Source organism: Vibrio sp. 9-16B-A1 (assembly GCF_056726165.1).
This window is the reverse complement of sequence record NZ_JBSDZD010000001.1, coordinates 1-23,308: the sequence shown is the minus strand read 5'-3', so window position 1 is coordinate 23,308 and position 23,308 is coordinate 1. Positions and strand designations below refer to the sequence as shown.

The following is a 23,308-nucleotide window of genomic DNA, read 5'->3' as shown; positions in this document are numbered from 1 at the left end:
GCTGTTAACCACCTAATCACCTGGCCACCTAATCATCTAACTGATGGTGCACTGGCTGCTGAATGAAGGCATGGTCTGCTCCACCAGCAGGTAATAAGATTCCGCCTTTATCAGTTGTGGCTGTTCTGAATAGTCAGGAGCAGAAACCAGCTCAGCAAACTGCTCTCGAAGCTGCGTAACTACTTGCGGCCGTACACCGGCATCACATTCAAAAATATCCAGCATCGCCATCAGGTGCTCACCGCCACCCTGAGCAGTGTCTTCTTCAAGCTTTGGATAAGTGTCTTTGATAAACCTTGCCGCAGACCAGAGCGGACCGGCACAGGTGCCTGGCGTGAAGACATGTGAAATGGTAGCGGTGGTACCAAGGTCAAAGGTGACGTTAGTGGTACTGGCCAGATAACCGTTCCAGGTTGGACCCGCGATCCAGTGACCGATACCACATTGCTGCCACAGATTTGCCATGCCGGGTGCCGAAAACAGCAGGCCGATGATCAGAATAAGTTTTTTCATATTGCTGCCCGTTACTGATGATCCTTCTCAATCAGTATAGGCAACAAATCGAAGAATAACTTTTAGCGGATCCTGAGCTTCCTGGGAACAAACTCAACACCCGGCTGATAACGTTTGGCCGTCGCGTTCAGTGCCAGCGCCAGCGCGCTGTCAGAAATCAGCTCAAACTGCTGAGGCAGTGAATTGATTTTGATTGGCAGGAAATCAAGCAGGCGATTGTCACCAAAGGTCGCGATCCTGAGGCCAGCCGCTACCTGCGGGCGCTCCAGCAGCACATCCAGCACCCCCTCAAGCAGGGTATAGGAGGTCGTCACAATCGCATCAGGCCGGTTGCCCTGCTCCAGCCACGCTTCAAATACCCGGCGTCCTGACTGACGGTTAAAGTGATCGCCATAGCTGATTTCAGAACAAACCCCACTTTGCTTAACCGCAGCTTCGAAACCCAATTGACGCTCACGGGATACCGACAGTTCCGGCATTGCGCCGATAAGGCCAACACTTTTTACTTTATCACTCATCACTGAGCCGGTAAGTTGCCGCGCCCCTTCGAAGTCTTCGCTGATCACGCAGGCAAAAAACTCATCATCCAGCGCACGGTCAATGGCGATGACCGGTGTACCCCGCTGCTGTACTTCTTTGTAAAACTCACTGCCATCTGGCAAAGAGCTGGCAACAAACAGCGCATCTACCCGGCGGCTGACCAGCATTTCAACAACTTTCTTTTCCTGCTCAGGTTCATCATCCGAGCTGCCAATCAGAATCTGATAGCCTGCAGTGCGCGAGTTCACTTCCAGCAGCTTCGCGAGCCTGGCATAACTGGTGTTTTCCAGATCCGGGATCACCAGCCCAAGTGAACGGCTGCTGCCTGCTCTCAGGGCCGATGCTGCGTGATCGGGCCGGAAATTATGCTCCTCAACCACCGCCATTACTTTTTGCTGGGTCTTCTGGCTGATCCGGTATTTCTGTGCCTTGCCGTTAATGACGTAGCTGGCCGTGGTTTTGGATACACCTGCCAGCTTGGCAACCTCATCTAGTGTCATATCTTGTCTCTGAATTCTGTGCTGTGGATCAAATATCAACCGATAGGATCCCTGCTGAACTTGAATTATACGCTGAACCGATTCAGTATAAAAGCTGAAAGGATTCAGCAAAACCAGCAAATGTGATGAAACAGAGGATTTTCTGGCAAATCAGGATTTGCTGAATTTTTTTAACCAAATGCTGAACCGATTCAGCCAACATAAAGCAACTGAGTCGGGCACACATAACAGAAGATCCAGAGGCGAATATGCTCAAGCTGACTGAACACAACATCAAACTGCAACGCAGTGCCGCTGAAAAACAAGCCGCTATCCGCCAGGTAGCCGCTGACCTCGCACAAGCTGGCCTGGTTGGTGAACAATATGTTGAAGGTATGCTGGCCCGGGAAGCGCAAAACTCCACGTTTCTTGGTAACGGTATTGCTATCCCCCACGGCACTGTTGATACCCGCCACCTTGTCGAGAAAACCGGGGTTATGGTTCACCACTACCCACAGGGCGTTGACTGGGGTGATGGCAACCCGGTTTACCTGGCTATCGGTATCGCGGCCAAATCTGATGAACACCTTGGCATTCTTAAGATGCTGACCAAAGTGCTTTCCGCCGATGGCGTTGAAACCCAGCTGAAAAACGCAACCAGCGCTGCGCAAATCATCGCTCTGCTGAGCGGCGAACTTCAGCTTGAAGCAGACTTTGATGCCTCTCTTATTCAGACGGCATTTCCGGCCAGCGATATGCTTCAAATGTGCGCTGTAGCCGGTGGCCTTTTGAAAAACTCTGGCTGCGCTGAACCTGCATACGTCGCGGACCTTATCAGTGCAACCCCGTCTCATCTGGGCGATGGACTGTGGATGGTTGCCTCAAACCAGCATGTCAACCGTACCGGTATTGCGTTTGTCTCTACCGCTAACAACTGCAACTTTGAAGATAAACCAGTTAAGGCACTGTTCGCTGTAGCGGCTAACTCAAACTGCCACCAGCCAATGCTCGACATCATCACTCAACACGTGTTTGAGCAAAAGCAAAACGTTCTGACCGGAGCGGATGCGACACAGCTTATGAGCCTGTTAAAAGGGGAAGCCGTTCCTTCAGTCAACGAACAAAATGCAGACAACAGCGCAGTATTCAAAATAAAGAATGCACACGGCCTGCACGCCCGCCCTGGCGCAATGCTGGTCGCTGAAGCCAAAAAGTTTGAAGCGAAGATCCTTGTGGCAAACCTGGATGGTGACAGCAAACCGGTCAACGCCAAGAGCCTGATGAAAGTCATTGCTATGGGTGTGAAACACGGACATGAGCTGAGATTTACCGCAGACGGCCCGGATGCTTCAGATGCGCTGACCTCTATTGGCGCAGCAATCGAAGCTGGTCTTGGCGAAGCGTAAGGGAAAAGCTATGTCTGATTTAAAAGTCGTCACCATTACCCTTAATCCTGCCCTTGATCTGACCGGCAGCATGGACCAGCTCAACCCGGGCTCGGTCAGCCTGGTAAACCACTCCTCCCTGCATGCAGCAGGCAAAGGGGTGAACGTAGCCAAAGTGTTGTCTGATCTTGGCGCACAAGTCACGGTGACCGGTTTTCTTGGTACCGACAACCAGGAGATGTTCAGCCAGCTGTTTGACGAGATCGGCGCAACTGACCGTTTCGTTCGAATTCATGGCGCCACCCGTATCAACGTGAAGCTGGTAGAAAGCAGTGGCCGGGTAAACGACATCAACTTCCCGGGCATTCAGGTTGACGAGGATGCGCTTACCGCGTTTGAAACCACCCTGTTTGAGCTGGCTGAAGAACACGATTTCTTCGTTCTTGCCGGCAGCCTGCCTCCCGGCGTATCCCCTGAGAAATGCGCACTGTGGATTGAAGCACTGCGCCAGCGTGGTAAGAAGGTGCTGTTTGACAGCAGCCGCGCCGCTCTGAAAGCCGGTATTAATGCCCGCCCCTGGCTTATCAAGCCAAATGAGGAAGAGTTGGGTGAACTGCTGGGACAAAAGCTGGAAGACCGCAACGCATGCCAGTCTGCCGCTGCCACCCTGACGGAAAAAGGAATTGAGAACATTGTGGTTTCGATGGGAGCAGAAGGCGTGATGTGGTGTCACGAAGGTGCGTGGCTGCAATCCAAACCACCAAAAATGGAAGTGGTCAGTACCGTTGGCGCTGGCGATACCCTGGTCGCAGGTATGTGCTGGGGCCATATGCAGGAGTGGAGCCGCGGGCAAACTCTTTCTTTTGCGACGGCACTCTCTGCCCTTGCTGTATCTCAGGTTGGTGTGGGTGCAAACGACATCAACGAAATTGAATCCCTGCAATCAATGATTGAAATCCAAGAGCTGGCACAAAGCCATGCCATTTGACATGAAGGTCGACAATATGAATATCGCAATCGTAACCGCCTGCCCCAGCGGCGTGGCAAACAGCATAATCGCAGCCGGACTGGCTCAGAAAGCTGCCTCAGCACTTAACTGGAACGTCACCATTGAGTGTCACTCTACGGTAATGGACAGTCCTGAGCTGACTCAGCAACAGATCGAACAGGCTGATGCCATTCTGATCGCCGCGAATACTCCTGTTGATACCACCCGTTTTATTGGCAAAAAAGTCTATCAGTCAGCAATTGATGAACTGACAAAAAACAGCGAAAGCTGGCTTAAAAACGGTGTTGAAAATGCAACGGAGCTGACGGCTGCTCAGGCTACCACTTTCCAGGCTCCGGCAGCCGACACTCAAAGTGGCAGCAAAAAAATTGTTGCTATCACTGCCTGCCCTACCGGTGTGGCGCACACCTTTATGGCCGCCGAAGCACTGGAAGAAGAAGGCAAGGCACGTGGCCACCAGATTAAGGTTGAAACCCGCGGTTCTGTCGGCGCAAAAAACCAGCTAACAGCTGACGAAATCGCCCAGGCTGACCTTGTGATCATCGCTGCTGATATCGATGTGCCACTGGATCGTTTCCATGGTAAGAAACTGTATAAAACCAACACTGGTCCTGCGCTGAAGAAAACTGCTGAGGAAATGGACAAAGCGTTCGAGCTGGCAACTGTTTACCAGCATACCGCTGACGCGAACAGTGCGCCTGCAACCGAAGAGAAAAAAGGCGTATATAAACACCTGATGACGGGCGTTTCCCACATGCTGCCTGTCGTCGTAGCCGGTGGCCTTATTATCGCCCTCTCTTTCGTCTTCGGTATCGAAGCGTTTAAGGAAGAAGGCACGCTTGCTTCAGCGCTGATGACCATCGGTGGCGGCTCGGCCTTTGCCCTGATGATCCCGGTGCTGGCTGGATTCATCGCCTTTTCAATCGCTGACCGCCCGGGTCTTGCTCCGGGTCTTATCGGCGGTATGCTTGCAAGCTCAACCGGTGCAGGTTTCCTTGGTGGTATCGCAGCCGGCTTTATCGCGGGTTACTCAGCAAAACTGATTGCCGATAAAGTGAGTCTGCCTCAGTCAATGGAAGCGCTCAAACCGATTCTGATCATTCCGTTTGCTGCAAGCCTGTTTACCGGCCTTGTGATGATTTACATCGTTGGTGGCCCGGTTTCATCCATCATGGCAGCAATGACCGAGTTCCTGAACAACATGGGCAGCGCCAACGCAGTTCTGCTGGGCATTGTTCTGGGTTGTATGATGTGTTTCGACCTTGGCGGCCCTGTAAACAAAGCAGCTTATACGTTCGGTGTTGGTCTGCTGGCATCAGAAACTTACGCACCAATGGCCGCTATCATGGCAGCAGGTATGGTCCCTGCGCTGGGTATGGGTCTGGCCACTTTCCTGGCGAAAAACAAGTTTGAAGCGGGCGAGCGTGAAGCAGGTAAAGCCTCATTTGTCCTGGGTCTGTGCTTTATCTCTGAAGGCGCGATTCCTTTCGCAGCCAAAGATCCAATGCGCGTTATTCCGGCATGTATGGCAGGTGGCGCAGTGACAGGTGCTCTGTCTATGCTGTTCGGCGCTCAGCTGATGGCTCCGCACGGTGGTCTGTTCGTACTGCTTATTCCAAATGCTATCTCACCGGTACTTATGTACCTGGCCGCGATTGCAGCAGGTACCGCGGTAACCGGCTTTGGCTATGCTTTCCTGAAAAACCGCAGCGAGCAGGGTCAGCAGGCAACCGCCTGACCAACGACGATTAATTAACTGAAACCTTTTCCCCCAAAGGTTCGGGCGCCCTTTCACTGGGCGCCATTTTTTCGTCTCAACATCAGCAGCACAAGCATAGCCAGCCCACCAAACGACAGGCCTGCTCCGGCACCATCAGTAACCGTCACATCACCACCCGCCCCGGAGCTGCCTTCAACCGTATGTTTTGGGACTTCATTGCCGGCTATCACACTCTGAATCCACCCGCTATAGTCCAGTACCTCGGTAAACACACCCTGTGCCGGAGCTGATGGGTCACCACACAACGACGGACCAAAACTGGCAATACCCACCTGGCGGTACACGTTGCCATCAAACCATACCAAAGGGCCTCCCGAATCCCCCTGACAAGGCCCGCCTTTCAGAGAGCCAACCAGCGTCCCTTCCACACACAGATGACCATTGCCCAATGGCCCAAACGAAGAACAGGTCGCTGGCTGAACATAATCAAGCGTAACCTGAAGTAAGTGAGTCGAGTTATCTACGCCAGAAGCCGTATTCCCGTGCCCTATTGCCACAAACTGTGCATTGTTAATCCGGTAATTACTGTCATCACCCGGCTGTGGAAGAGGCACAAAACTGGATGAGTTAACGGTTTGCATCTCGCTTTCAAGCCTGATTATTGCGATATCGTTAACCCACAACGCAGTGCCACTGTCGATATAGTCATCATGCCAGTAAAAGGCCTTCGCTTTGATTTTTTCAACGGACTCAAAGTCTGAGTCCTGCTCCATCTGCAGCACAACAAGAGTATTGTTGTTATAGGTGAAGTCCTGAACGCAGTGCGCCGCAGTCAGCACGTGCCAGCTGTCCAGGATAGAAGCGCCACAGTAATTACCATAAAAGTTGAGATCATGGCGCCTGTCATAAAACAAACTGGCCATATAGGGATAGGTAGAGATATAGGCGTTATTGCCATTTACTATGGTGGGCGCGACCGATGCCGCTGGTAATCCGCTGCTGAGTAACGTCACGGCAAGCAATGATGCATTTAACATGAAGCCTCCTCAGAAAGGCTGAAATGGAATCCTTTCTAAGCTTTAGTTTAGGCAAACATGTGAAATGTGTCGCAGATGATATGAAATTAAGTTATCACGTCAGGGGATAAATGAGAACCCGCCAAAGCGGGCTCTTGTGAAATCAACGTCTTCTGAAGAAACTGAAAACAGATAATAACAGCAATCCCAGCCATCCGAGTGAGCCGCCGCCAGAAGAGGCCTCCTGAGCACGAATAGCAACGCGCACCGCTTCATTCACTTCAAACGTCGGCTCCTCGCCTCCCTGAGTGACGCTGTCTATCCAGGCAGTGTAGTCCGAAACCTCCGTGTAGATCGAAGCCCAGTCAAAGTCACGCATAACGCCTTTAACTTTGGCACTCGTTGCTCCGCAATCGACCAGAGACATGCTGGCTACACCAATTTGCTTATATCCGCCCTGAGTCTTCCATAGCAGAGGCCCACCTGAATCACCACTGCACGCAGCGCTATAGCGATCATTTTCAAGCGGAGAGTCAAAGCAAATCTGGCTCTGGGTAGCCCCCCCCTGCGAGGCCTGATGGCAGGCATCGGTATAAGTCACGACCGCCTTTTCCAGCTGCTCTGCTGAGTCAACCCCGGCCAAAGTATTGCCATGACCGATGATCAACAGCTCTGCGTTCACATTTCTGTACGGCTCCTGGCCGGGTGTTGCGTCACGCACCAGTTCCACCTTCTGTGAAACATCATAGGTTGCCAGCGGCCGTTCCAGCTTAATGATCGCTATATCGTTGGGCAGACCGTTGTCAATGTTGGAATCATAGGAAGGATGAACAAAGAACTGAGCCGCCCGAACCGCTTCTTTCTCTTTAAAGTTATCTTCGTACTGCACACCAACAGCAACAGTGGTAAACGCACGGGCATAGCCATCTTCCACGCAGTGTGCAGCCGTGAGCACATGCTGCTCATCCAGAATAGTTGCGCCACACATATTGCCATACCGGCGCGTTGAATCATCGGTCCGGTCAAAGTACAGACTGGCAAAGTATGGGTAGTTACTCACCTCCGCATGATTGCCGTTGACGATCATAGGTGCAACGGCACCACCCAAACCGGTATCAGCCAAAACACCGAATGATACTGCGCCACACAAAAACACAGCACTTGCTAATGGTTTCATAATCCATCCATAACTTACATTTATCAGACGGATAAATACCACAAGCCAAAGCATCACCCAACGCTGATTTATAAATTTGTGGACGCTTTCATACAATTGATTTCTATTGCAGAAATCAACCTGGAGTTCTCCTGCCTGAGGTGCGTCCCGCGCCAATACCAAACAGAGCGAGTATCCACCACCACCCGGCCGCACCAGCCTCTTCAACAAACGGATTATTGCTTCTCGCCTCTGCCCTTGCCTGTGCAGTAGCCACGAAGTTTGGCTGCTTCTCGTTGTTCAGGACGCTCTCGATCCAGTCAGTATAGGTCGCAACTTCGGTATAAACCCCCGTGATGGAGTAATCAGGATTTCCACAAATTGATCCGCCATAACTGGTAATACCGACCTGTACCATGTCGTTTTTACCACTCCTTGGCCACAAAAGCGGCCCACCGGAGTCTCCCTGACAGCCGGAGTAATAACGGCCATCCACGACCTTAGCATCAACGCAAATTGCCCTGCTTGGCGTGGAACCATCGTCCTTCGCACCTGGTTCTGAACAATTTTCGTAATAACGCACCGGCGCCCACTCAAGATAAGGGCTGGTATCGAACTGATAGGTACCCGTATCGATAGTATCGCCATGACCAATGATCACAAGCGGGGTGCCATCTTGAGCACGGTACTGAGACTTATCTTCGGCGGACGGCAGCTGCACATAATCCTTTTTGCTAACTTTGCTTAACGGACGTTCCAGCTCGATTATCGCAATATCGTTAGGGTAACGGGCCTGTGAACTGTGAACATAGTCCGGATGGATATAGAAATTACGCGCCCGCACCGCCTCTACAGCGCGAAAATCGTCTTCATTCTGAACCTGAATCGCCACCGTGGTAAACAGATTATAACTGTTGTCCTTCACACAGTGCGCGGCGGTAAGAACATGGCTGGAATCGAGAATGGTTGCCCCGCAGCGATTAAAAGCATATCCCCCCGGCTCATCTTCCCGGTCGTAATACAGACTGGCAAAATACGGATAATCTTCGACGTCAGCCTTCTGGCCATTGATGATCATTGGCACCACTTCTGCTTCGACTTCCTCCTTGGCTACGGCCAGTGTTGGTGCTATAAGAAGTGAAATTAAAATACTTAAGCTATTCCTGCGCATACTACATTCCCTGAACAGTGTTTTACATGGCACTATTGATCGCATGGGGAATTAGTTCAGTGATCTGTCTTTTAATAAACATAAAAAAACCTGCCGCTAAGCAGGTTTTTTGACATCTAACATACTATCCGCGGTAATACCGCTGGGGAACGAACGGCATTTTCTCTACCGTCATTGGCAGCATCTTACCCCGTACCTCGGCAAAGACTTCCGTTCCAACCGGAGCAAACTCAGTTTTTACGTATCCCATGGAAACAGGTTTACCAGCGTTTGGCCCGGCAGTACCGCTGGTCACAATGCCGATTTCATTACCGTCAGCATCAAAGAGTTTGGCTCCCTCACGAACCGGGGCTTTGGTCTGGCCGATAAGGCCTACCCGTTTGCGCTCAACGTTCTTAGTCGCAATCTGCTCCAGTATGATATCTGCACCTGGGAACCCACCTGCACGCTCACCGTCTGCCCGGCGCACTTTACTGATACCCCACAACAGGCTGCCTTCAACCGGCGTGGTCGTAGTATCGAGATCATGCCCGTACAGGCACAGACCACATTCAAGGCGCAGTGAATCACGGGCTCCAAGGCCAATCCATTCAACCTCTTCAAACTCAGTCAGCGCACGTGCCAGTGTTGGTGCATTCTCAGCGGAAACAGAGATTTCGTAACCATCTTCACCGGTATAGCCAGAGCGGCTCACCATGCAGGTCTCACCGAGCAGTTCAATCTCACGCGCATCCATAAATACCATGTCTGCTACTGCAGGATTGAGCTGACTCAAAACGTGCGCGGCTTTTGGCCCCTGCAGGGCAAGCAGAGCGCGATCTTCGATGATCTCAATCTCAACAGATTCAGGCAGATTGGTTTTAAGGTGAGCAATATCCTGCTCTTTACATGCGGCATTCACAACAACGAACAGACAGTCGCCGAAGTTTGCGACCATCAGATCATCCATGATACCGCCCTGATCATTAGTAAAAAACGCATAGCGCTGATTACCAACCGGCAGATCGATAATATCCACCGGCACCAGCGCCTCAAGCGCTTTTGCGGCTTCTGCACCATGGAGCCTGATCTGCCCCATGTGGGATACATCAAAAAGACCAGCAGCCTCACGGGTATGCAGGTGCTCTTTCTTTACGCCCAGTTTGTACTGTACCGGCATATCGTAACCGGCAAACGGGACCATTTTGGCCCCGGCTTCCACATGCAGTGCATGCAGCGGTGTTCTGTTTAGTTCTGTCATACCTGTCTCCATCTCACCCGTTATGTCACCCGTCTGGTCACTCATCTCAGGTGTTTGGTTGTTTCACGAAACCAACAATGTTTCCGATAGTAGACAATGTTTACTGGCAATGAAATCCCTGATGCACACTCTTCCCCCGGAGTGTGACGCTTTACATGTTTTTCACACCTGTTATTGGCTTGCGACCAGAATGCAAATACAAAAACAGCGCAAACCGGGGCCAGTTTACGCTGTCACAAACAGAGGCAAACGCTTGCCTCTATTATTGGAAACCGTTGTTATTTGGCTGTCACCCACAAAATAAGGGCATCCTGAACACTTGCTGAAACCAGCATATGGCCCATGTTCGCGTCGTAATAAACGCTGTCACCCTGTGCCATAGGAACCGGTTCATAGAACTCAGAGTAGAAGACGACTTCTCCTTCCAGGATCAGCAAAAACTCCTCACCATCATGACGAACCCAGTCTGGGTAATCTTCAAAGCTTCTGGCCCGGACCCGGCTTTTAAAAGGCATCATCTTTTTGTTGGATAACTGGGTTGCCAGCAGTTCATGCTCATAGGTTTGAGTCGGGTGCGGTTTCCCCTGCCCTGCGCGGGTAATATCACGCCGCCCGGTTGCCACCTTTTTCCTTGGCGGTTCAAAGAGTTGCGGCATATCGATATTAAGACCGACTGCCAGTTTCTGCATCGCCTGAAACGTAGGTGAGATCTGTTCATTTTCGATCTTGGACAGGGTCGAACGCGCGAGACCAGTCGCTTGGCTGGCGTCTTCAAGCGTCATCCCCAGCGATGCGCGAATGTCTTTCAGTCGCTGGCCCAGTTTCAGCGGTTCGATGTTTTCCTGCGCGGCTTCTTTTGCCAGCGTCAGGGATGGGTACTCATCATAGAGATCTTCAGGCATGGACCCTCTTATTTTTTATACTTCCTGTATTCATTTCATTGTGCACACAGGGACACCAACTTAAAAGGGAGTCAGGGCAAATAAAGAGTGCGCTGGGTAACAGTTTGCGAAATCTTGTTTCCTATCGGAAACATTTGGATTGAATCAACGTGCCAGTCGGGCTATGTTACCGACTTGTTAGTCAGAAAGATTTCATGCAAACACTGTAACAAGCGGAGTTTCCGGGAAAAGACGGCTCAGCCGCAGAGACGGGAAACAGCACAGCCAACAGCAAAAGGAAGCACGGCGCGAAAGCAGACAATGAAAAGAACTGCCGCCCCGTCCGACAACAAAAAGGTCCCCTGCAATGACTAAGACATACCACAACCATAAACTTGAGCATTTCTTTACAACTTCTCTTGCTGCCACCGATGACGCGGTGTTTGCTGCTATCGATGCAGAACATCATCGCCAAAGTGATCAAATTGAGCTTATTGCCTCTGAAAATATCGTCTCTAAAGCGGTAATGCAGGCACAGGGCACCTGCCTGACCAATAAGTACGCAGAAGGTTACCCGAGCCGCCGCTACTACGGCGGGTGTGAACATGTCGACACGGTTGAATCCCTTGCCATCGAACGGGCCAAGCGTCTGTTCCGCTGCGAATACGCCAACGTTCAGCCTCATTCCGGCGCGCAGGCCAACGGCGCGGTAATGCTGGCGTTGCTTCAGCCCGGAGATACCGTTCTTGGAATGTCACTCGATGCAGGTGGGCACCTGACTCATGGCGCTCGTCCTGCTCTGTCCGGAAAGTGGTTTAACGCGGTTCAGTACGGTGTCGACAGAGAAACTCTCGAAATCAATTACGACGATGTTCTGGCTCTCGCCAAAGAACATAAACCTAAACTGATCATTGCAGGCGGCAGTGCCATTCCGCGCCAGATTGATTTTGCACGCTTTCGCGCTATTGCAGATGAAGTCGATGCCCTGCTGATGGTCGATATGGCCCACATTGCCGGGCTGGTAGCGACCGGCGCCCACCCAAGCCCAATCCCTTATGCGGATGTAGTGACTTCCACTACCCATAAGACGCTGCGTGGTCCACGCGGTGGACTGATCCTGACCAACGACGAAAGCACGATCAAGAAAATTAACTCCGCTGTTTTCCCGGGTCTGCAGGGCGGGCCGCTGATGCACGTTATCGCAGCCAAGGCCGTCGCTTTTGGTGAAGCACTCGGCCCTGAATTTAAAACCTACACCGAACAGGTGATCAGCAACGCCAAAATACTGGCTGAAGTCCTGCAGACGCGAGGCTGTGACATTGTTACAGGTGGCACCGATACCCACCTGATGCTGGTCGACCTGAGACCCAAAGGCCTTAAAGGCAACCTGGCAGAACAGGCGCTGGAGCGTGCCGGGATCACATGCAACAAAAATGGCATCCCGTTCGATTCTGAGAAGCCTATGATTACCTCAGGCATTCGCTTAGGTACGCCTGCCGGAACAAGCCGCGGTTTCGGCTATGAAGAATTTAAACAAATTGGTGAGTGGATTGGTGATGTGCTCGATGGGTTAACAGAAAACCCTGACGGCAACCCGGAAGTTGAGCAACGCGTGCGCAGGCAGGTTGCTGAGCTTTGTCGTCACTACCCTCTTTACCGGTAAGAACTGAAAGACTGGAGAACAATCAATGGATAAATCACTGAAGTTTACTGAAAGCCACGAGTGGGTACGTGACAACGGCGATGGTACGGTAACCATCGGTATTTCTGAACACGCTCAGGAAATGCTGGGCGATGTTGTATTTGTGGATCTGCCAGACGTGGGCGACACCATTGAAGCTGGCGACAATTTCTCCCTGGTTGAGTCTGTTAAGGCTGCATCTGACATTTATGCACCGGTCAGTGGTGAAGTTGTGGAAATCAACGAAGAGCTGGAAGACAGCCCTGAGCTCATCAACGAAGAGTCTTATGACGGCGGCTGGATTGTACGCGTCAAACTTGATGATGCTTCTGAGCTGGAAAACCTGAAAGGCGCCGAAGAGTACGAAGCCTCTTTGGAAGACGAGTGATCCGCAGCATCAGAAACCTTCAGTGGCGGGGAGTGCATTAGCCCTCCCCTGCCTGCAAAAGGGCGGCGGTAATACCTTTAAGCGATCGCGGTAGAGAAATTATGAGTGAGTTACTTCAACAACTGAGCACGGATAACGAATTTATCAGACGCCATAACGGCCCTGACAACAAACAACAGCAAACCATGCTGGAGGCTGTCAACGCCCAAAGCCTGGACGCACTGATTGAAGAAACGGTTCCTGCACAAATCCGTCTGGAAGCACCAATGAACACCGGCGCTCCGATGAGCGAAGCCGATATGCTGGGCGCAATGAAAAAGTTCGCCAGCCAAAACCAGCTCAAACGCACCTTTATCGGCCAGGGCTATTACAACACTTTTACGCCAAATGTAATCCTGCGTAACGTGATGGAAAATCCCGGCTGGTACACAGCTTACACCCCTTATCAGCCTGAGATTTCCCAGGGTCGCCTTGAAGCCCTGCTAAACTTCCAGCAGATGGTGATGGATCTGACCGGTATGGAGATCGCCAACGCCTCCCTGCTCGATGAAGCCACCGCCGCCGCAGAAGCCATGACCCTTTGTCAGCGTGGCGGTAAGAGCAAAAGCAAAGCTTTCTTTGTCGCTGATGACGTGCATCCACAAACACTGGAAGTGGTTAAAACCCGCGCCGAATTTATCGGCTTTGAGGTATTGACTGGTCCCGCAACCTCGCTGCCACAGCACGATGTATTTGGCGCACTGCTCCAGTATCCCGGAACTACTGGTGAAGTGTACGATCTCACTGACATCATCAAAGATGCCCATGCGAACAAAACCCTGGTCACCGTAGCCACCGACCTGCTCGCTTCTGCCCTGCTTAAACCTGCCGGGGAAATGGGTGCAGACGTTGTGATTGGCAGTGCCCAGCGCTTTGGTGTCCCTATGGGATACGGTGGCCCTCACGCCGCCTTCATGGCGACCCGCGACAAGTTCAAACGCACCATGCCTGGCCGTATCATTGGCGTTTCGGTTGATTCAAAAGGCAACCAGGCCCTGCGCATGGCGATGCAAACCCGTGAGCAGCATATCCGTCGCGAGAAAGCGACTTCAAACATCTGTACCGCGCAGGCACTCCTTGCCAACATGGCATCGTTCTTTGCCGTCTATCACGGCCCGGAAGGCCTGCGTAAAATAGCCCGCCGCACTCATCACCTGACCGCAGTGCTGGCGGCCGGCCTGACCAAATCAGGCTATGAGCTGGCCCACAATACCTTCTTCGATACCCTGACCATCAATACAGGAGCACAGACCGAAGCTCTGTATCAGAAAGCGCAAATGGCCGGTATCAACCTGCGTAAACTCGATGGCAAACTGGGTATCAGTGTGGATGAAACCACAACGACAGAAGATATCAGTGCGCTGTTTGGCGTTTTCTCTGCAGAGCACTCCGTCAGCATACTTTCAGCAGCGATTGCAGAAAATGAGTTTGCCGCCATTCCAGAGAACTTGCGCCGTGAAAGCGAATACCTGACTCACGCGGTATTTAATACCCACCACAGTGAAACTCAGATGATGCGCTACCTGAAGCAGCTGGAGAACAAAGACTTCTCCCTGACCCACGGCATGATCCCGCTGGGCAGCTGCACAATGAAACTCAACGCTGCCGCTGAGATGATCCCGGTCACCTGGCCTGAGTTTGGCGGACTGCATCCGTTCGTACCAAAGGCGCAGGCTGCCGGTTATCAGGCGCTGGCCAAAGACCTCAAAGCCAAACTGTGCGAGATCACCGGCTATGATGATTTCTCGCTTCAGCCTAACTCAGGCGCATCAGGTGAATACGCGGGCCTTATCGCGATTCAGCGCTATCACCAGAGCCGTGGCGATGCTCACCGCAATGTTTGCCTTATCCCGGCATCTGCGCACGGTACAAACCCGGCGACCGCATCCATGGTTTCCATGAAAGTCGTGGTGGTGAAGTGTGACGATCACGGCAACATCGACCTGAACGATCTGGCCGCGAAGATTGAGAAACACCGAGAGAACCTGTCCAGCATCATGATCACCTACCCGTCTACCCACGGCGTGTACGAAGAGCATGTGAAACAGGTCTGTGAAATGGTCCACCAAGCTGGCGGCCAGGTCTATCTGGATGGCGCAAACATGAACGCTCAGGTTGGCCTGACCAACCCTGGCTTTATCGGCTCAGACGTATCACACCTGAACCTGCACAAAACCTTCTGTATCCCACATGGTGGCGGTGGTCCGGGCATGGGACCAATCGGTGTGAAATCTCACCTTGCACCGTTCCTGCCTGGCCATATTGAAGGTGGCCTGCAGGGAGACGACTTTGCCGTTTCTGCCGCGGATCTGGGCAGCGCATCCATTCTGCCAATCTCCTGGGCGTACATCGCCATGGCAGGCAGCACCGGCCTGACCGATGCAACCAAAGTGGCTATTCTTAGCGCCAACTACGTGATGGAGCGACTGCTGCCGCACTACCCTGTTCTTTACCGTGGCAATAACGGCCGCGTCGCGCACGAATGTATTATCGACATTCGTCCGCTTAAAGATGAAACCGGGATCAGTGAGGAGGACATCGCCAAGCGTCTGATGGACTATGGCTTCCATGCACCTACCATGTCTTTCCCGGTTGCCGGAACCCTGATGGTGGAACCAACCGAATCGGAAGACCTGGCCGAACTGGATCGCTTCTGCGATGCCATGATCGCCATCCGTGAAGAGATGAGCAGGGTGAAAAACGGTGAATGGCCACTGGATAACAACCCGCTGGTTAACGCACCGCATACTCAGGCAGACATGGCCGAAGAAGACTGGAAACGCCCATACACACGTGAGCTGGCGTTCTTCCCATCCCGACAAACCAGGGCCGCCAAGTACTGGCCAGCTGTAAACCGGGTGGATAACGTGTACGGCGACAGGAACCTGATTTGTTCCTGCCCGGGGATTGAGAATTACGAGGAGTGATTCAGAAACTGATCACAGATAACTAAGTTGGAAACTGTGATAACCGAGTTGGAAACCGATAACTAAGTTGGAAACTAACTTGAATAACAAAAGGCGAACCATTCGGTTCGCCTTTTTGTATGTAAGATTTATCTGAGATACTCAGAAAAGCTTACTTGTTAGGATTCAGAGGTATAAAACCGTATCTGCCTTTCCTATTGCTTTTAGTGAAATGTATATGGTTTACCACTTCACTAACATCATCTGGAACATCCTCATTCTCGATAATTATTAATTGCTGTGATTCATCAAGGCCCTTCAACGAGTCATAAAAGCTCAATGCCATGTCTTCCGAAATATCTTCTCCTTCAGGAACATCTGGCTTTTTGTACGTAACTAAAGGTGAATCAATGACCATAAAGCCTAGACCTTTGTATAGTTCCAACAATGAAATGGCAAAAGCAGCATAGGTTATTGAACGATAACCTTTACCTGCCAAGTTCCTACTTTCTCCAGCAATCACAAAATCCCTGTCATCCTCACTATACAAAACGCTACTTGATTCAACATTTGGATAGCCCCACAAATCAAGATATTCTCCTATCCGATTGGCTAAACTTTCCATCATAAATACAGTTGGAACTTCAAACTGCCTTGAAGTTGAGGAGTCTTCTATAACCTGTTCTATGTCATTTTTTTGCAGTTGCAGCCCCTCAATATGCTCTATGAGATAAATGTTGTGTTGCACTTCTTTTTGTTTATCTTCGAGCTCTCTCATTTTTACAGATAGCTCTTTTAAAGCATTAGAAACGTAACCATCTAACTCAGCTTTTTTCATTTCTAGCTCTTCTGCAAGACTAGCATCCAGTAGATCAAGATCGTCAATTTCATCATCAAACTGAGACTTAGCATCATTTAATTCATTGATTAGTCTCATGGTTTTTTCTATTTCTATTTTTGAACTATGGCACACATCAACAACAGTATGATTAAGGTCATTCAGAACACTATCACATACTGGGCAGTTCCTAGTTTCTATTCCTTGAACAGCGGATCCCATCTCTATCGTTGACTCAAGTCTCATCAAATCTGAGAAGTATTGCTTTTCTACTATTGCCGAGTTTTGAGACAATGACTGTAGCTCTTTTCTCTGCTCAGCATGATTTAACAACTGAAGGTTCAACGAATCGCGCTCACTTTCAAGTACCTCACACTTAGATATTATTGCGAGATGTTTAGACTCAACTTCTTCAATAGCCAATGTAAGCTTACTTTCTTGCTCCTCAAGCTCAATTCTGGTCGCCCCAGAGGGAATACGTTCAGTTAGTGACGAGATCAGCTCTTCCAACAACTCGAGCTTTCCTGTTTTATTATTGATCACTTTCACAGGAAGCTTTTCAGTAATGTGAGAGTCGTCCTCACCACTAACAAGCCACTTTATTACGTTAATTTCCTTGGTCTCATCGGTGTATTGCCCCGACAGAAAAGGAGATAACTTTGTAGGTATTCTCAATTCATCGATTAAATGCAGTTGCCTCATTGAGGTCAAATTTAGTTCGTTTTTCTTTCCCTGTTTATTGCTTCTAATCCATGTACCTGTCAGACCGCAACGTTCCAACAAGTAGTAAGATAGAGTATTTTTGGCTTTTGCAGTGTGCTTCCTCTTCAACTCTCTAGAAGAGGTGGTACTATCGATTTCATCTATTGATGACTCGAAAACCTCGAAGTTTTCTCCGCTGAATCCTGACTTTAACGTAAATGTATCACCGTCAGTGTCACAAAGTTCAAGGTAAATCTCTGAATATAATTTAGACTCTGTAATTCGCCTTTCCAGTGCCCCTCTGCCTAACATGTACTCCAAACACTCGAAAATGAAAGTTTTACCTGTATTAGAAGGCCCTGTAATTATGTTAACGCCCTTATCAAACTTAATTGAGGCATCTGCATTCTCGGCACTGCTCAATCGAAGCTCACTAATATACAAATACGTCAAAACTAACCTCTCAAAATGTGTGTTCTGAATGCGATCTCAGCATCCGTACCATTAAACGACTGTTGGATTCTTCTTCTTAAACTCTCACTATCAAGCATCCCATACTCACTGACTGCCCACTTGGCTCGTTTTTGAACATGTTCTACATACTCAGAACCAAGCATATCTAAGAACGGCTCTCCCTCTTCCGTAAGCACATACTGCAAGCCAGTTTCATCGTTAATAATTGACGCCAAACCATATTGACACAGTAACTTTAAGCCATCTCTCATTAATGAACGCCTGATGTAAAGTTCACTACTTCTATGAGGTATAGGGGCATGTAAACTATTTAATGAATTGGAAAAGTCGCCAGAGTGGACAACAATGTAGTCAATGCAAGCTAGCTTATCGAGATCACCATATGAAGGATAGAGGTACTTCAATATCGCTAACGCACGTAAGCCATATTCAACATGATTATTAAACGCGAGATTAGTCTTATTCGTCATCAGAAACTACCCATACAAACTCATTGTCTCCACTACTATCATTTGCTAGGTGATGACATATACCAGCCCTATCCTCACCATCACTGCAAAGTGTCAGAGGATTTGATGTTATAGCCAATCGACGAGCTTCCTTTTCTACAGTTTTCACTCTCACGAAACCGTTCTCATGATCTTCTTCTACTATATCGACGACTCCAGATGAAATTTCTCCTTGGAATTTTTCAAATATACCTGGGGGTAATGTATCTCTAGAGAATTGCTTAAGTTGTTCAGCTTTATGAAAATTTTTACGAGCGCGTTTAAAGTGCTTATTCGTTGCTTTCCCTTTAGGTAAGTCACTAACCTTCAAGTACTCAGCATCATCTGCTTCACTATAAGCGTCTAGCAATTTGGAAATGTATACCAACTCACTTGACGCAATATCTGCGGGAACATCACCAAAATTAGGACGATTAGGTAAACCCCCACCAAACCTTGTTGCGTGATAACGCGATTTAGCATGTTCTTCAACAAGAGTAAGTGGCTTCACTTTATAGAAAATAGAAAAGTCAAACTCGTCAATGTATTTTAGTAATTCCCCTTCGAGTGAAATACCACCACTTATTGTTTTAGTTATTTTATGTTTACAGTACTTGTCCCAATTCGCCTTAAGTTCTTTTTTTAGAGCGCTAGGTCTACGAAGTAAATCCGACAATGAAGTTCCCAAACCTTGAGGAGCTACAAAGAAATAGTTTCTTGGAACAGGGAAATCACCTATGTAAGTGTAATAACAGAGTTTACCGAACTCCGCCCAGACATCACTAGGCATTAACGGATGATCATAGTGCTTACACTGAAAATTATCCCAAACATAAGAATCAGCATACTGCTTTGGACATGTAACATAACCAACGACATCACGTCCTTTATCACCAGCACCACCTAATCTGTCCGTATCAAGAAATTCTTCTTTCTTAACCGTTAACCACTCCTCAACAAACTCTTCCCATTCATCTGGAGAAAAAATTTTAATTCGTTGTATAGGAGGCACTGGAGAACCAGCCATGACCTGAGCTAAATTAAATTGTGACATTTGCATTTAAACCGATACGACATCATGTCGCTTTGCTTGCAATAGGTATCATTAGATACCCAATAGTCTACCAAATTTAAATGCAACTAGTAACAATGACACCACAAACAGTGTGCTCTTTATCATACTCTTGCCTATAGCTCATGTCGTAGAGGCAAAGCACTTTTTGCCCACTAAGACATCGGCAATATACTGCTCATGACTGCTGAGATATTGGATATCTGCTAAATAAGCCAAATGATGCCCATCTTTGATGTTTTGGATAAATGCCTGGTTACCGTTAGCGGCTTCATTGTGCATATGGTCTACCAGGGCCTGAACTCTGGTCATCATTGCTTTCACTAAAGCCTGACGGTCTTCTTCAGGCAAACCATAAGCATCACAAAACTGCCTGGCTCGTATAGATTGCAATTCTAAGTCACCCATTGCATCATATTCATGTGTTTTGAAGGGAGCCCAGCAGTACACCGCATAAGCGATATCCCAAATTCTTGGCGCTGGATGCGCAGTATCGAAATCGATAATACCCACGGTTTCTGAACCAATCAGTGAGACATTGTATGGTGCATAGTCTCCGTGACAGATAACTTCCATTGGCTCCCGACTGGGCAGCATCCACTCCAGAGATTCGTTCAAATGCTTTGAAAGAAACGAACTGGAGGCGTCATGGTATGAGCGAAGCAGTTTAGCCGCAGACGTCAGTGCTTCAGTCGTAGCGATATCGCCTTTCAGCGGATAGTTGAAAACGTCTCCTTCGACATAAGACAAAATTTCGTTATTTTTATCGTCGAAGCCATAAGGCTTAGGTGCTGCATTAAAGCCGTTATCAGCAATATGTGACAACAAACTTTGTACAGTTTCAGACCACTTACCGCGTGGCCGATAAATCCTGTTTTCAGAGCGGAAAATCTGACCTTCGCGCCCACCTTGAAGTTCTTCCATTAATATCCTTATGTGCGTGATTTGTATTTTACTTAAACCATCCAATTAACGGCTGCTAATGCCCCGAAACTCAACTAAGCCACGGTAAACACCGCAGTGATCCGGAACAAAAAATACCACGGGTTAGCTGTCAGCTATGACAACTTGATACTCATTGAGCCTTCTCCTCCAGCTTAACCTATCGGCTAAGCTGGAAGGCGACGAAACCAAAATGGAGAAGACTCAATGAGATTTTATAACCAACTGCATAACTATTACTGTGGCATTGATCTGCATGCTCGCATTCTGTATGTCTGCATCCTTGATTCACTTGGCAATACCATCCTTCACAAGAAGATTGATGCCAACCCTGAGGCGTTGCTCGAACTACTCTCACCGTACCAGGACCAAATTGTCGTGGGTGTGGAATGCATGCACTGCTGGTATTGGGTCAGCGATTTATGCCTCGATTACGCCTTTGATTTTGTCCTCGGCCATGCTCTGTATATGAAGGCCATTCACGGTGGAAAAACCAAAAATGACCGTATCGACTCGTACAAAATCGCATCTCTGTTAAGAGGCGGAAACTTTCCACTGGCCTACACCTACCCGAAAGCGATGCGCGCAACCCGCGATTTACTCCGCCGCAGAACCAAAATCATGCGGCATGGAGCTGATTTGAAGGCCCACGTTTCCAACACTTTTAGTCAGTACAATTTGCCCGCCCCTAATCTGCAACTGCGCTACCCGTATGCCAGAGAAGCCGTTAAAAACCGCTTTCCACAACCCGCGGTCAATCGCAATATCGAGTTAGACCTGAACGTCATTGCCTTTTACACCCATGAGCTGGCACGTGTGGAGCACTTTATCGAGCAAAACGCCAAACAACATAATGCCCAGGACTATCAGCTGCTGAAAACTGTACCGGGAATTGGGCGTATTCTGGCACTCACCATCCTGTATGAGATTGGTGATATTCAGCGCTTTCCAACGGTACAAAAATTTGCCTCATATTCCCGTTTAGTGAAATGCAAAGCCGAGTCGGCAGGCAAACAAAAAGGAACCAATGGCAACAAAATTGGTAATGCCTATCTCAAATGGGCATTCTCTGAAGCCGCTGTGCTTCACCTTCGGGGCAATGACAAATCAAAACAGTACGTCCAACGTTTACAAAGGCGCATGAGCAAAGCCAAAGCACTCTCAGCTTTGGCCCATAAACCCGGGCGCTGTGTTTACTTTATGCTGAGGAACAAAACCGTCTTTGATGAACAACGATTTTGACTGAATAAGTCGCACAACGGGGTGAGCTCAACGTCTAACTGGTGCTGAGTAGAAACGTCTTGCTGACCATTACCCAATAGGACAGTCCTTTCCGGACTCGAGCCTGCTTTTGGCCTGCTACGTTTGGTTGTCCAAGCCCTTTTGCTTTGATTAGCCACCCCGTTGTTGCGCATTACTCAACACGAACAGCAAAGTTGCTTACACCCAACTTGAGCCTGAAAATAACTGGACAATCCTTGCCAAACGCGAGGTTGAGCCTTCTGTTTGAATAGCGCCAACTTGGGTTAACCGATGAATGTCTAATGGCCCTGTTACTCGTTTGACAGGCAGCGGTGAGACCGCAGTAAGAGACCTTCTATATGTGTTTGTGGTAAGCAATGCTTAACAACTCAGATGACAAAGCGAAGTAAACGGCTTTGTTGTTCGAATTGTATTGGCTGCTGGCGCAGCCAAGGGTTTGCTATTTCCTATTGACAGGGAGAAGGCTCATATGTGTTAGCTGCCAATCTCATTGGCAATCAAACACGCCGATTGTACACGCGTCCGCTTTTGCAATTTGTTAGCTACATCACGCCTAACTACTTGAAAGAAAGCAATATTGACCACATATATTAGTAACAGATAAGGAGTTAGTAATGTTCCAAAAACAAAGTTTAGAAAAAATGCAGATTATGCTGCTTACTGATTTAGATATGAACGTAATGATGGACCTTCTTTCTGGATCAAGTGTTTACACACAGCATGTAGAACAAAATACCATCAAAACAGCAAAGTCTATTGAGAATGACCAAACCCTGACTGAAGATCAAAAGCAAATTCAGCTAGAATTTTTAAGTGATGACATAAACTATGCTCAAGAGGCTCAGGAGTTAGCTGAAGAGCTGGCTATTATTGGGCTTTATAAAACCATTGAGATTCGAATCGCTAAAGCCGCTAAAGCCTCGAAGTTATTCAGCAATACAAAAATTAAAGAGCTTTATATTACAGATAAACTTATTGAACACTTTAATACTGTTGGAATTGACGTTGAGTCAATTTTACACTTCGATAAGTTCAAAGAACTCAAACTACTGAACAATTGCCTTAAGCATTCAGGTGAAGTCAATCAAACCTTAGCGGATTTAGAACCTTCAAAATGGACCAAGGGAGAAAAGATTACTAAATTTGCAACTCACTTCTACGATTTATTAGAACCCAATATGATGTTCTTAAATAATTTAGGCTCAGAATTACGTTCGAAACTATAATCATAAGCTCGCACAACGTTCAATTTTTTGTGCGAGCAGCTAACGCTTTGTTCTTACGAATCCCCTCATAATTTCCTTTCAAAACAATGAGTAGACGCACATCGCCCTATCTGATCTAATGAATTTCGCCAAAAACACACCTTCACAGATAGATAAGAAAGAGATTCTTAGCGATGTGC

General features: G+C 48.8%; 19 protein-coding genes. 8 read left to right on the top strand and 11 right to left on the bottom strand.

Annotated features, from left to right (window positions below):
* Positions 1–36 precede the first annotated feature (36 nt).
* Entirely contained in the window at positions 37–513 is a 477-nt protein-coding gene (locus tag ACVB80_RS00095; protein WP_481079217.1) for a DUF3015 family protein, read from the bottom strand.
* A gap of 62 nt (positions 514–575) precedes the next feature.
* Positions 576–1,553 (bottom strand): catabolite repressor/activator, encoded by a 978-nt coding sequence (gene cra / locus ACVB80_RS00090; protein WP_481079216.1) that lies wholly within the window; start codon positions 1,551–1,553, stop codon positions 576–578.
* Positions 1,554–1,801: 248 nt separating this feature from the next.
* On the opposite strand from cra, the gene fruB reads away from it, so the two are divergent.
* Genes fruB through fruA form a run of 3 tightly spaced genes read left to right on the top strand, consistent with a single transcriptional unit; the run spans position 1,802 to position 5,664 of the window.
* Positions 1,802–2,938 carry a fused PTS fructose transporter subunit IIA/HPr protein gene (fruB, locus tag ACVB80_RS00085; protein ID WP_481079215.1) on the top strand — a complete coding sequence of 379 codons (1,137 nt, stop codon included), beginning with the start codon at positions 1,802–1,804 and terminating at the stop codon, positions 2,936–2,938.
* 10 nt (positions 2,939–2,948) lie between these two features.
* On the top strand, positions 2,949–3,905 hold the full coding sequence (gene pfkB / locus ACVB80_RS00080; RefSeq protein WP_481079214.1) for a 1-phosphofructokinase: 957 nt from the start codon (positions 2,949–2,951) through the stop codon (positions 3,903–3,905).
* A 16-nt stretch (positions 3,906–3,921) separates the two neighbouring features.
* Positions 3,922–5,664 carry a PTS fructose transporter subunit IIBC gene (gene fruA, locus ACVB80_RS00075; protein ID WP_481079213.1) on the top strand — a complete coding sequence of 581 codons (1,743 nt, stop codon included), beginning with the start codon at positions 3,922–3,924 and terminating at the stop codon, positions 5,662–5,664.
* A gap of 53 nt (positions 5,665–5,717) precedes the next feature.
* Here fruA and ACVB80_RS00070 read toward each other — a convergent pair whose 3' ends face one another.
* The 5 genes from ACVB80_RS00070 to ACVB80_RS00050 all read right to left on the bottom strand — a co-directional run bounded on the left by ACVB80_RS00070 (position 5,718) and on the right by ACVB80_RS00050 (position 11,131).
* The gene (locus tag ACVB80_RS00070) at positions 5,718–6,683 is read right to left on the bottom strand and encodes a S1 family peptidase (RefSeq protein ID WP_481079212.1); all 966 of its coding nucleotides are present in this window, start codon (positions 6,681–6,683) and stop codon (positions 5,718–5,720) included.
* 142 nt (positions 6,684–6,825) lie between these two features.
* Positions 6,826–7,839 (bottom strand): S1 family peptidase, encoded by a 1,014-nt coding sequence (locus ACVB80_RS00065; RefSeq protein WP_481079211.1) that lies wholly within the window; start codon positions 7,837–7,839, stop codon positions 6,826–6,828.
* Between the two features lie 115 nt (positions 7,840–7,954).
* Positions 7,955–8,989, bottom strand: a complete 1,035-nt coding sequence (locus ACVB80_RS00060) for a S1 family peptidase (RefSeq protein WP_481079210.1) — start codon at positions 8,987–8,989, stop codon at positions 7,955–7,957.
* Between the two features lie 124 nt (positions 8,990–9,113).
* A complete protein-coding gene (gene gcvT / locus ACVB80_RS00055; protein WP_481079898.1) occupies positions 9,114–10,241 on the bottom strand; it encodes a glycine cleavage system aminomethyltransferase GcvT in 1,128 nt (375 codons plus the stop codon).
* A 266-nt stretch (positions 10,242–10,507) separates the two neighbouring features.
* Positions 10,508–11,131, bottom strand: a complete 624-nt coding sequence (locus ACVB80_RS00050; protein ID WP_481079209.1) for a helix-turn-helix domain-containing protein — start codon at positions 11,129–11,131, stop codon at positions 10,508–10,510.
* A gap of 346 nt (positions 11,132–11,477) precedes the next feature.
* On the opposite strand from ACVB80_RS00050, the gene ACVB80_RS00045 reads away from it, so the two are divergent.
* The 3 genes from ACVB80_RS00045 (at position 11,478) to gcvP (ending at position 16,145) form a co-directional block, all read left to right on the top strand.
* A complete protein-coding gene (locus ACVB80_RS00045; protein WP_481079208.1) occupies positions 11,478–12,773 on the top strand; it encodes a serine hydroxymethyltransferase in 1,296 nt (431 codons plus the stop codon).
* 25 nt (positions 12,774–12,798) lie between these two features.
* The gene (gene gcvH, locus ACVB80_RS00040) at positions 12,799–13,179 is read left to right on the top strand and encodes a glycine cleavage system protein GcvH (RefSeq protein ID WP_481079207.1); all 381 of its coding nucleotides are present in this window, start codon (positions 12,799–12,801) and stop codon (positions 13,177–13,179) included.
* Positions 13,180–13,280: 101 nt separating this feature from the next.
* A complete protein-coding gene (gene gcvP, locus ACVB80_RS00035) occupies positions 13,281–16,145 on the top strand; it encodes an aminomethyl-transferring glycine dehydrogenase (protein ID WP_481079206.1) in 2,865 nt (954 codons plus the stop codon).
* A 151-nt stretch (positions 16,146–16,296) separates the two neighbouring features.
* Here the strand turns inward: gcvP and ACVB80_RS00030 are convergent, their stop codons facing one another.
* The 4 genes from ACVB80_RS00030 to ACVB80_RS00015 all read right to left on the bottom strand — a co-directional run bounded on the left by ACVB80_RS00030 (position 16,297) and on the right by ACVB80_RS00015 (position 20,622).
* Positions 16,297–18,087 (bottom strand): AAA family ATPase, encoded by a 1,791-nt coding sequence (locus tag ACVB80_RS00030; protein ID WP_481079205.1) that lies wholly within the window; start codon positions 18,085–18,087, stop codon positions 16,297–16,299.
* Positions 18,088–18,119: 32 nt separating this feature from the next.
* Positions 18,120–18,608: an ABC-three component system middle component 2 gene (locus ACVB80_RS00025; protein ID WP_481079204.1), complete on the bottom strand. Its 489-nt coding sequence runs from the start codon at positions 18,606–18,608 to the stop codon at positions 18,120–18,122.
* Positions 18,598–19,680 (bottom strand): ABC-three component system protein, encoded by a 1,083-nt coding sequence (locus ACVB80_RS00020; RefSeq protein ID WP_481079203.1) that lies wholly within the window; start codon positions 19,678–19,680, stop codon positions 18,598–18,600. Before ACVB80_RS00020 ends, ACVB80_RS00025 begins: the two co-directional genes overlap by 11 nt.
* Before the next feature lie 141 nt (positions 19,681–19,821).
* The gene (locus ACVB80_RS00015) at positions 19,822–20,622 is read right to left on the bottom strand and encodes a phosphotransferase enzyme family protein (RefSeq protein WP_481079202.1); all 801 of its coding nucleotides are present in this window, start codon (positions 20,620–20,622) and stop codon (positions 19,822–19,824) included.
* Positions 20,623–20,847: 225 nt separating this feature from the next.
* On the opposite strand from ACVB80_RS00015, the gene ACVB80_RS00010 reads away from it, so the two are divergent.
* Together ACVB80_RS00010 and ACVB80_RS00005 are read left to right on the top strand one after the other, a co-directional pair.
* Positions 20,848–21,882: an IS110 family RNA-guided transposase gene (locus ACVB80_RS00010; protein ID WP_481079201.1), complete on the top strand. Its 1,035-nt coding sequence runs from the start codon at positions 20,848–20,850 to the stop codon at positions 21,880–21,882.
* A gap of 635 nt (positions 21,883–22,517) precedes the next feature.
* Positions 22,518–23,129 carry a hypothetical protein gene (locus ACVB80_RS00005; protein ID WP_481079200.1) on the top strand — a complete coding sequence of 204 codons (612 nt, stop codon included), beginning with the start codon at positions 22,518–22,520 and terminating at the stop codon, positions 23,127–23,129.
* Positions 23,130–23,308 lie beyond the last annotated feature (179 nt).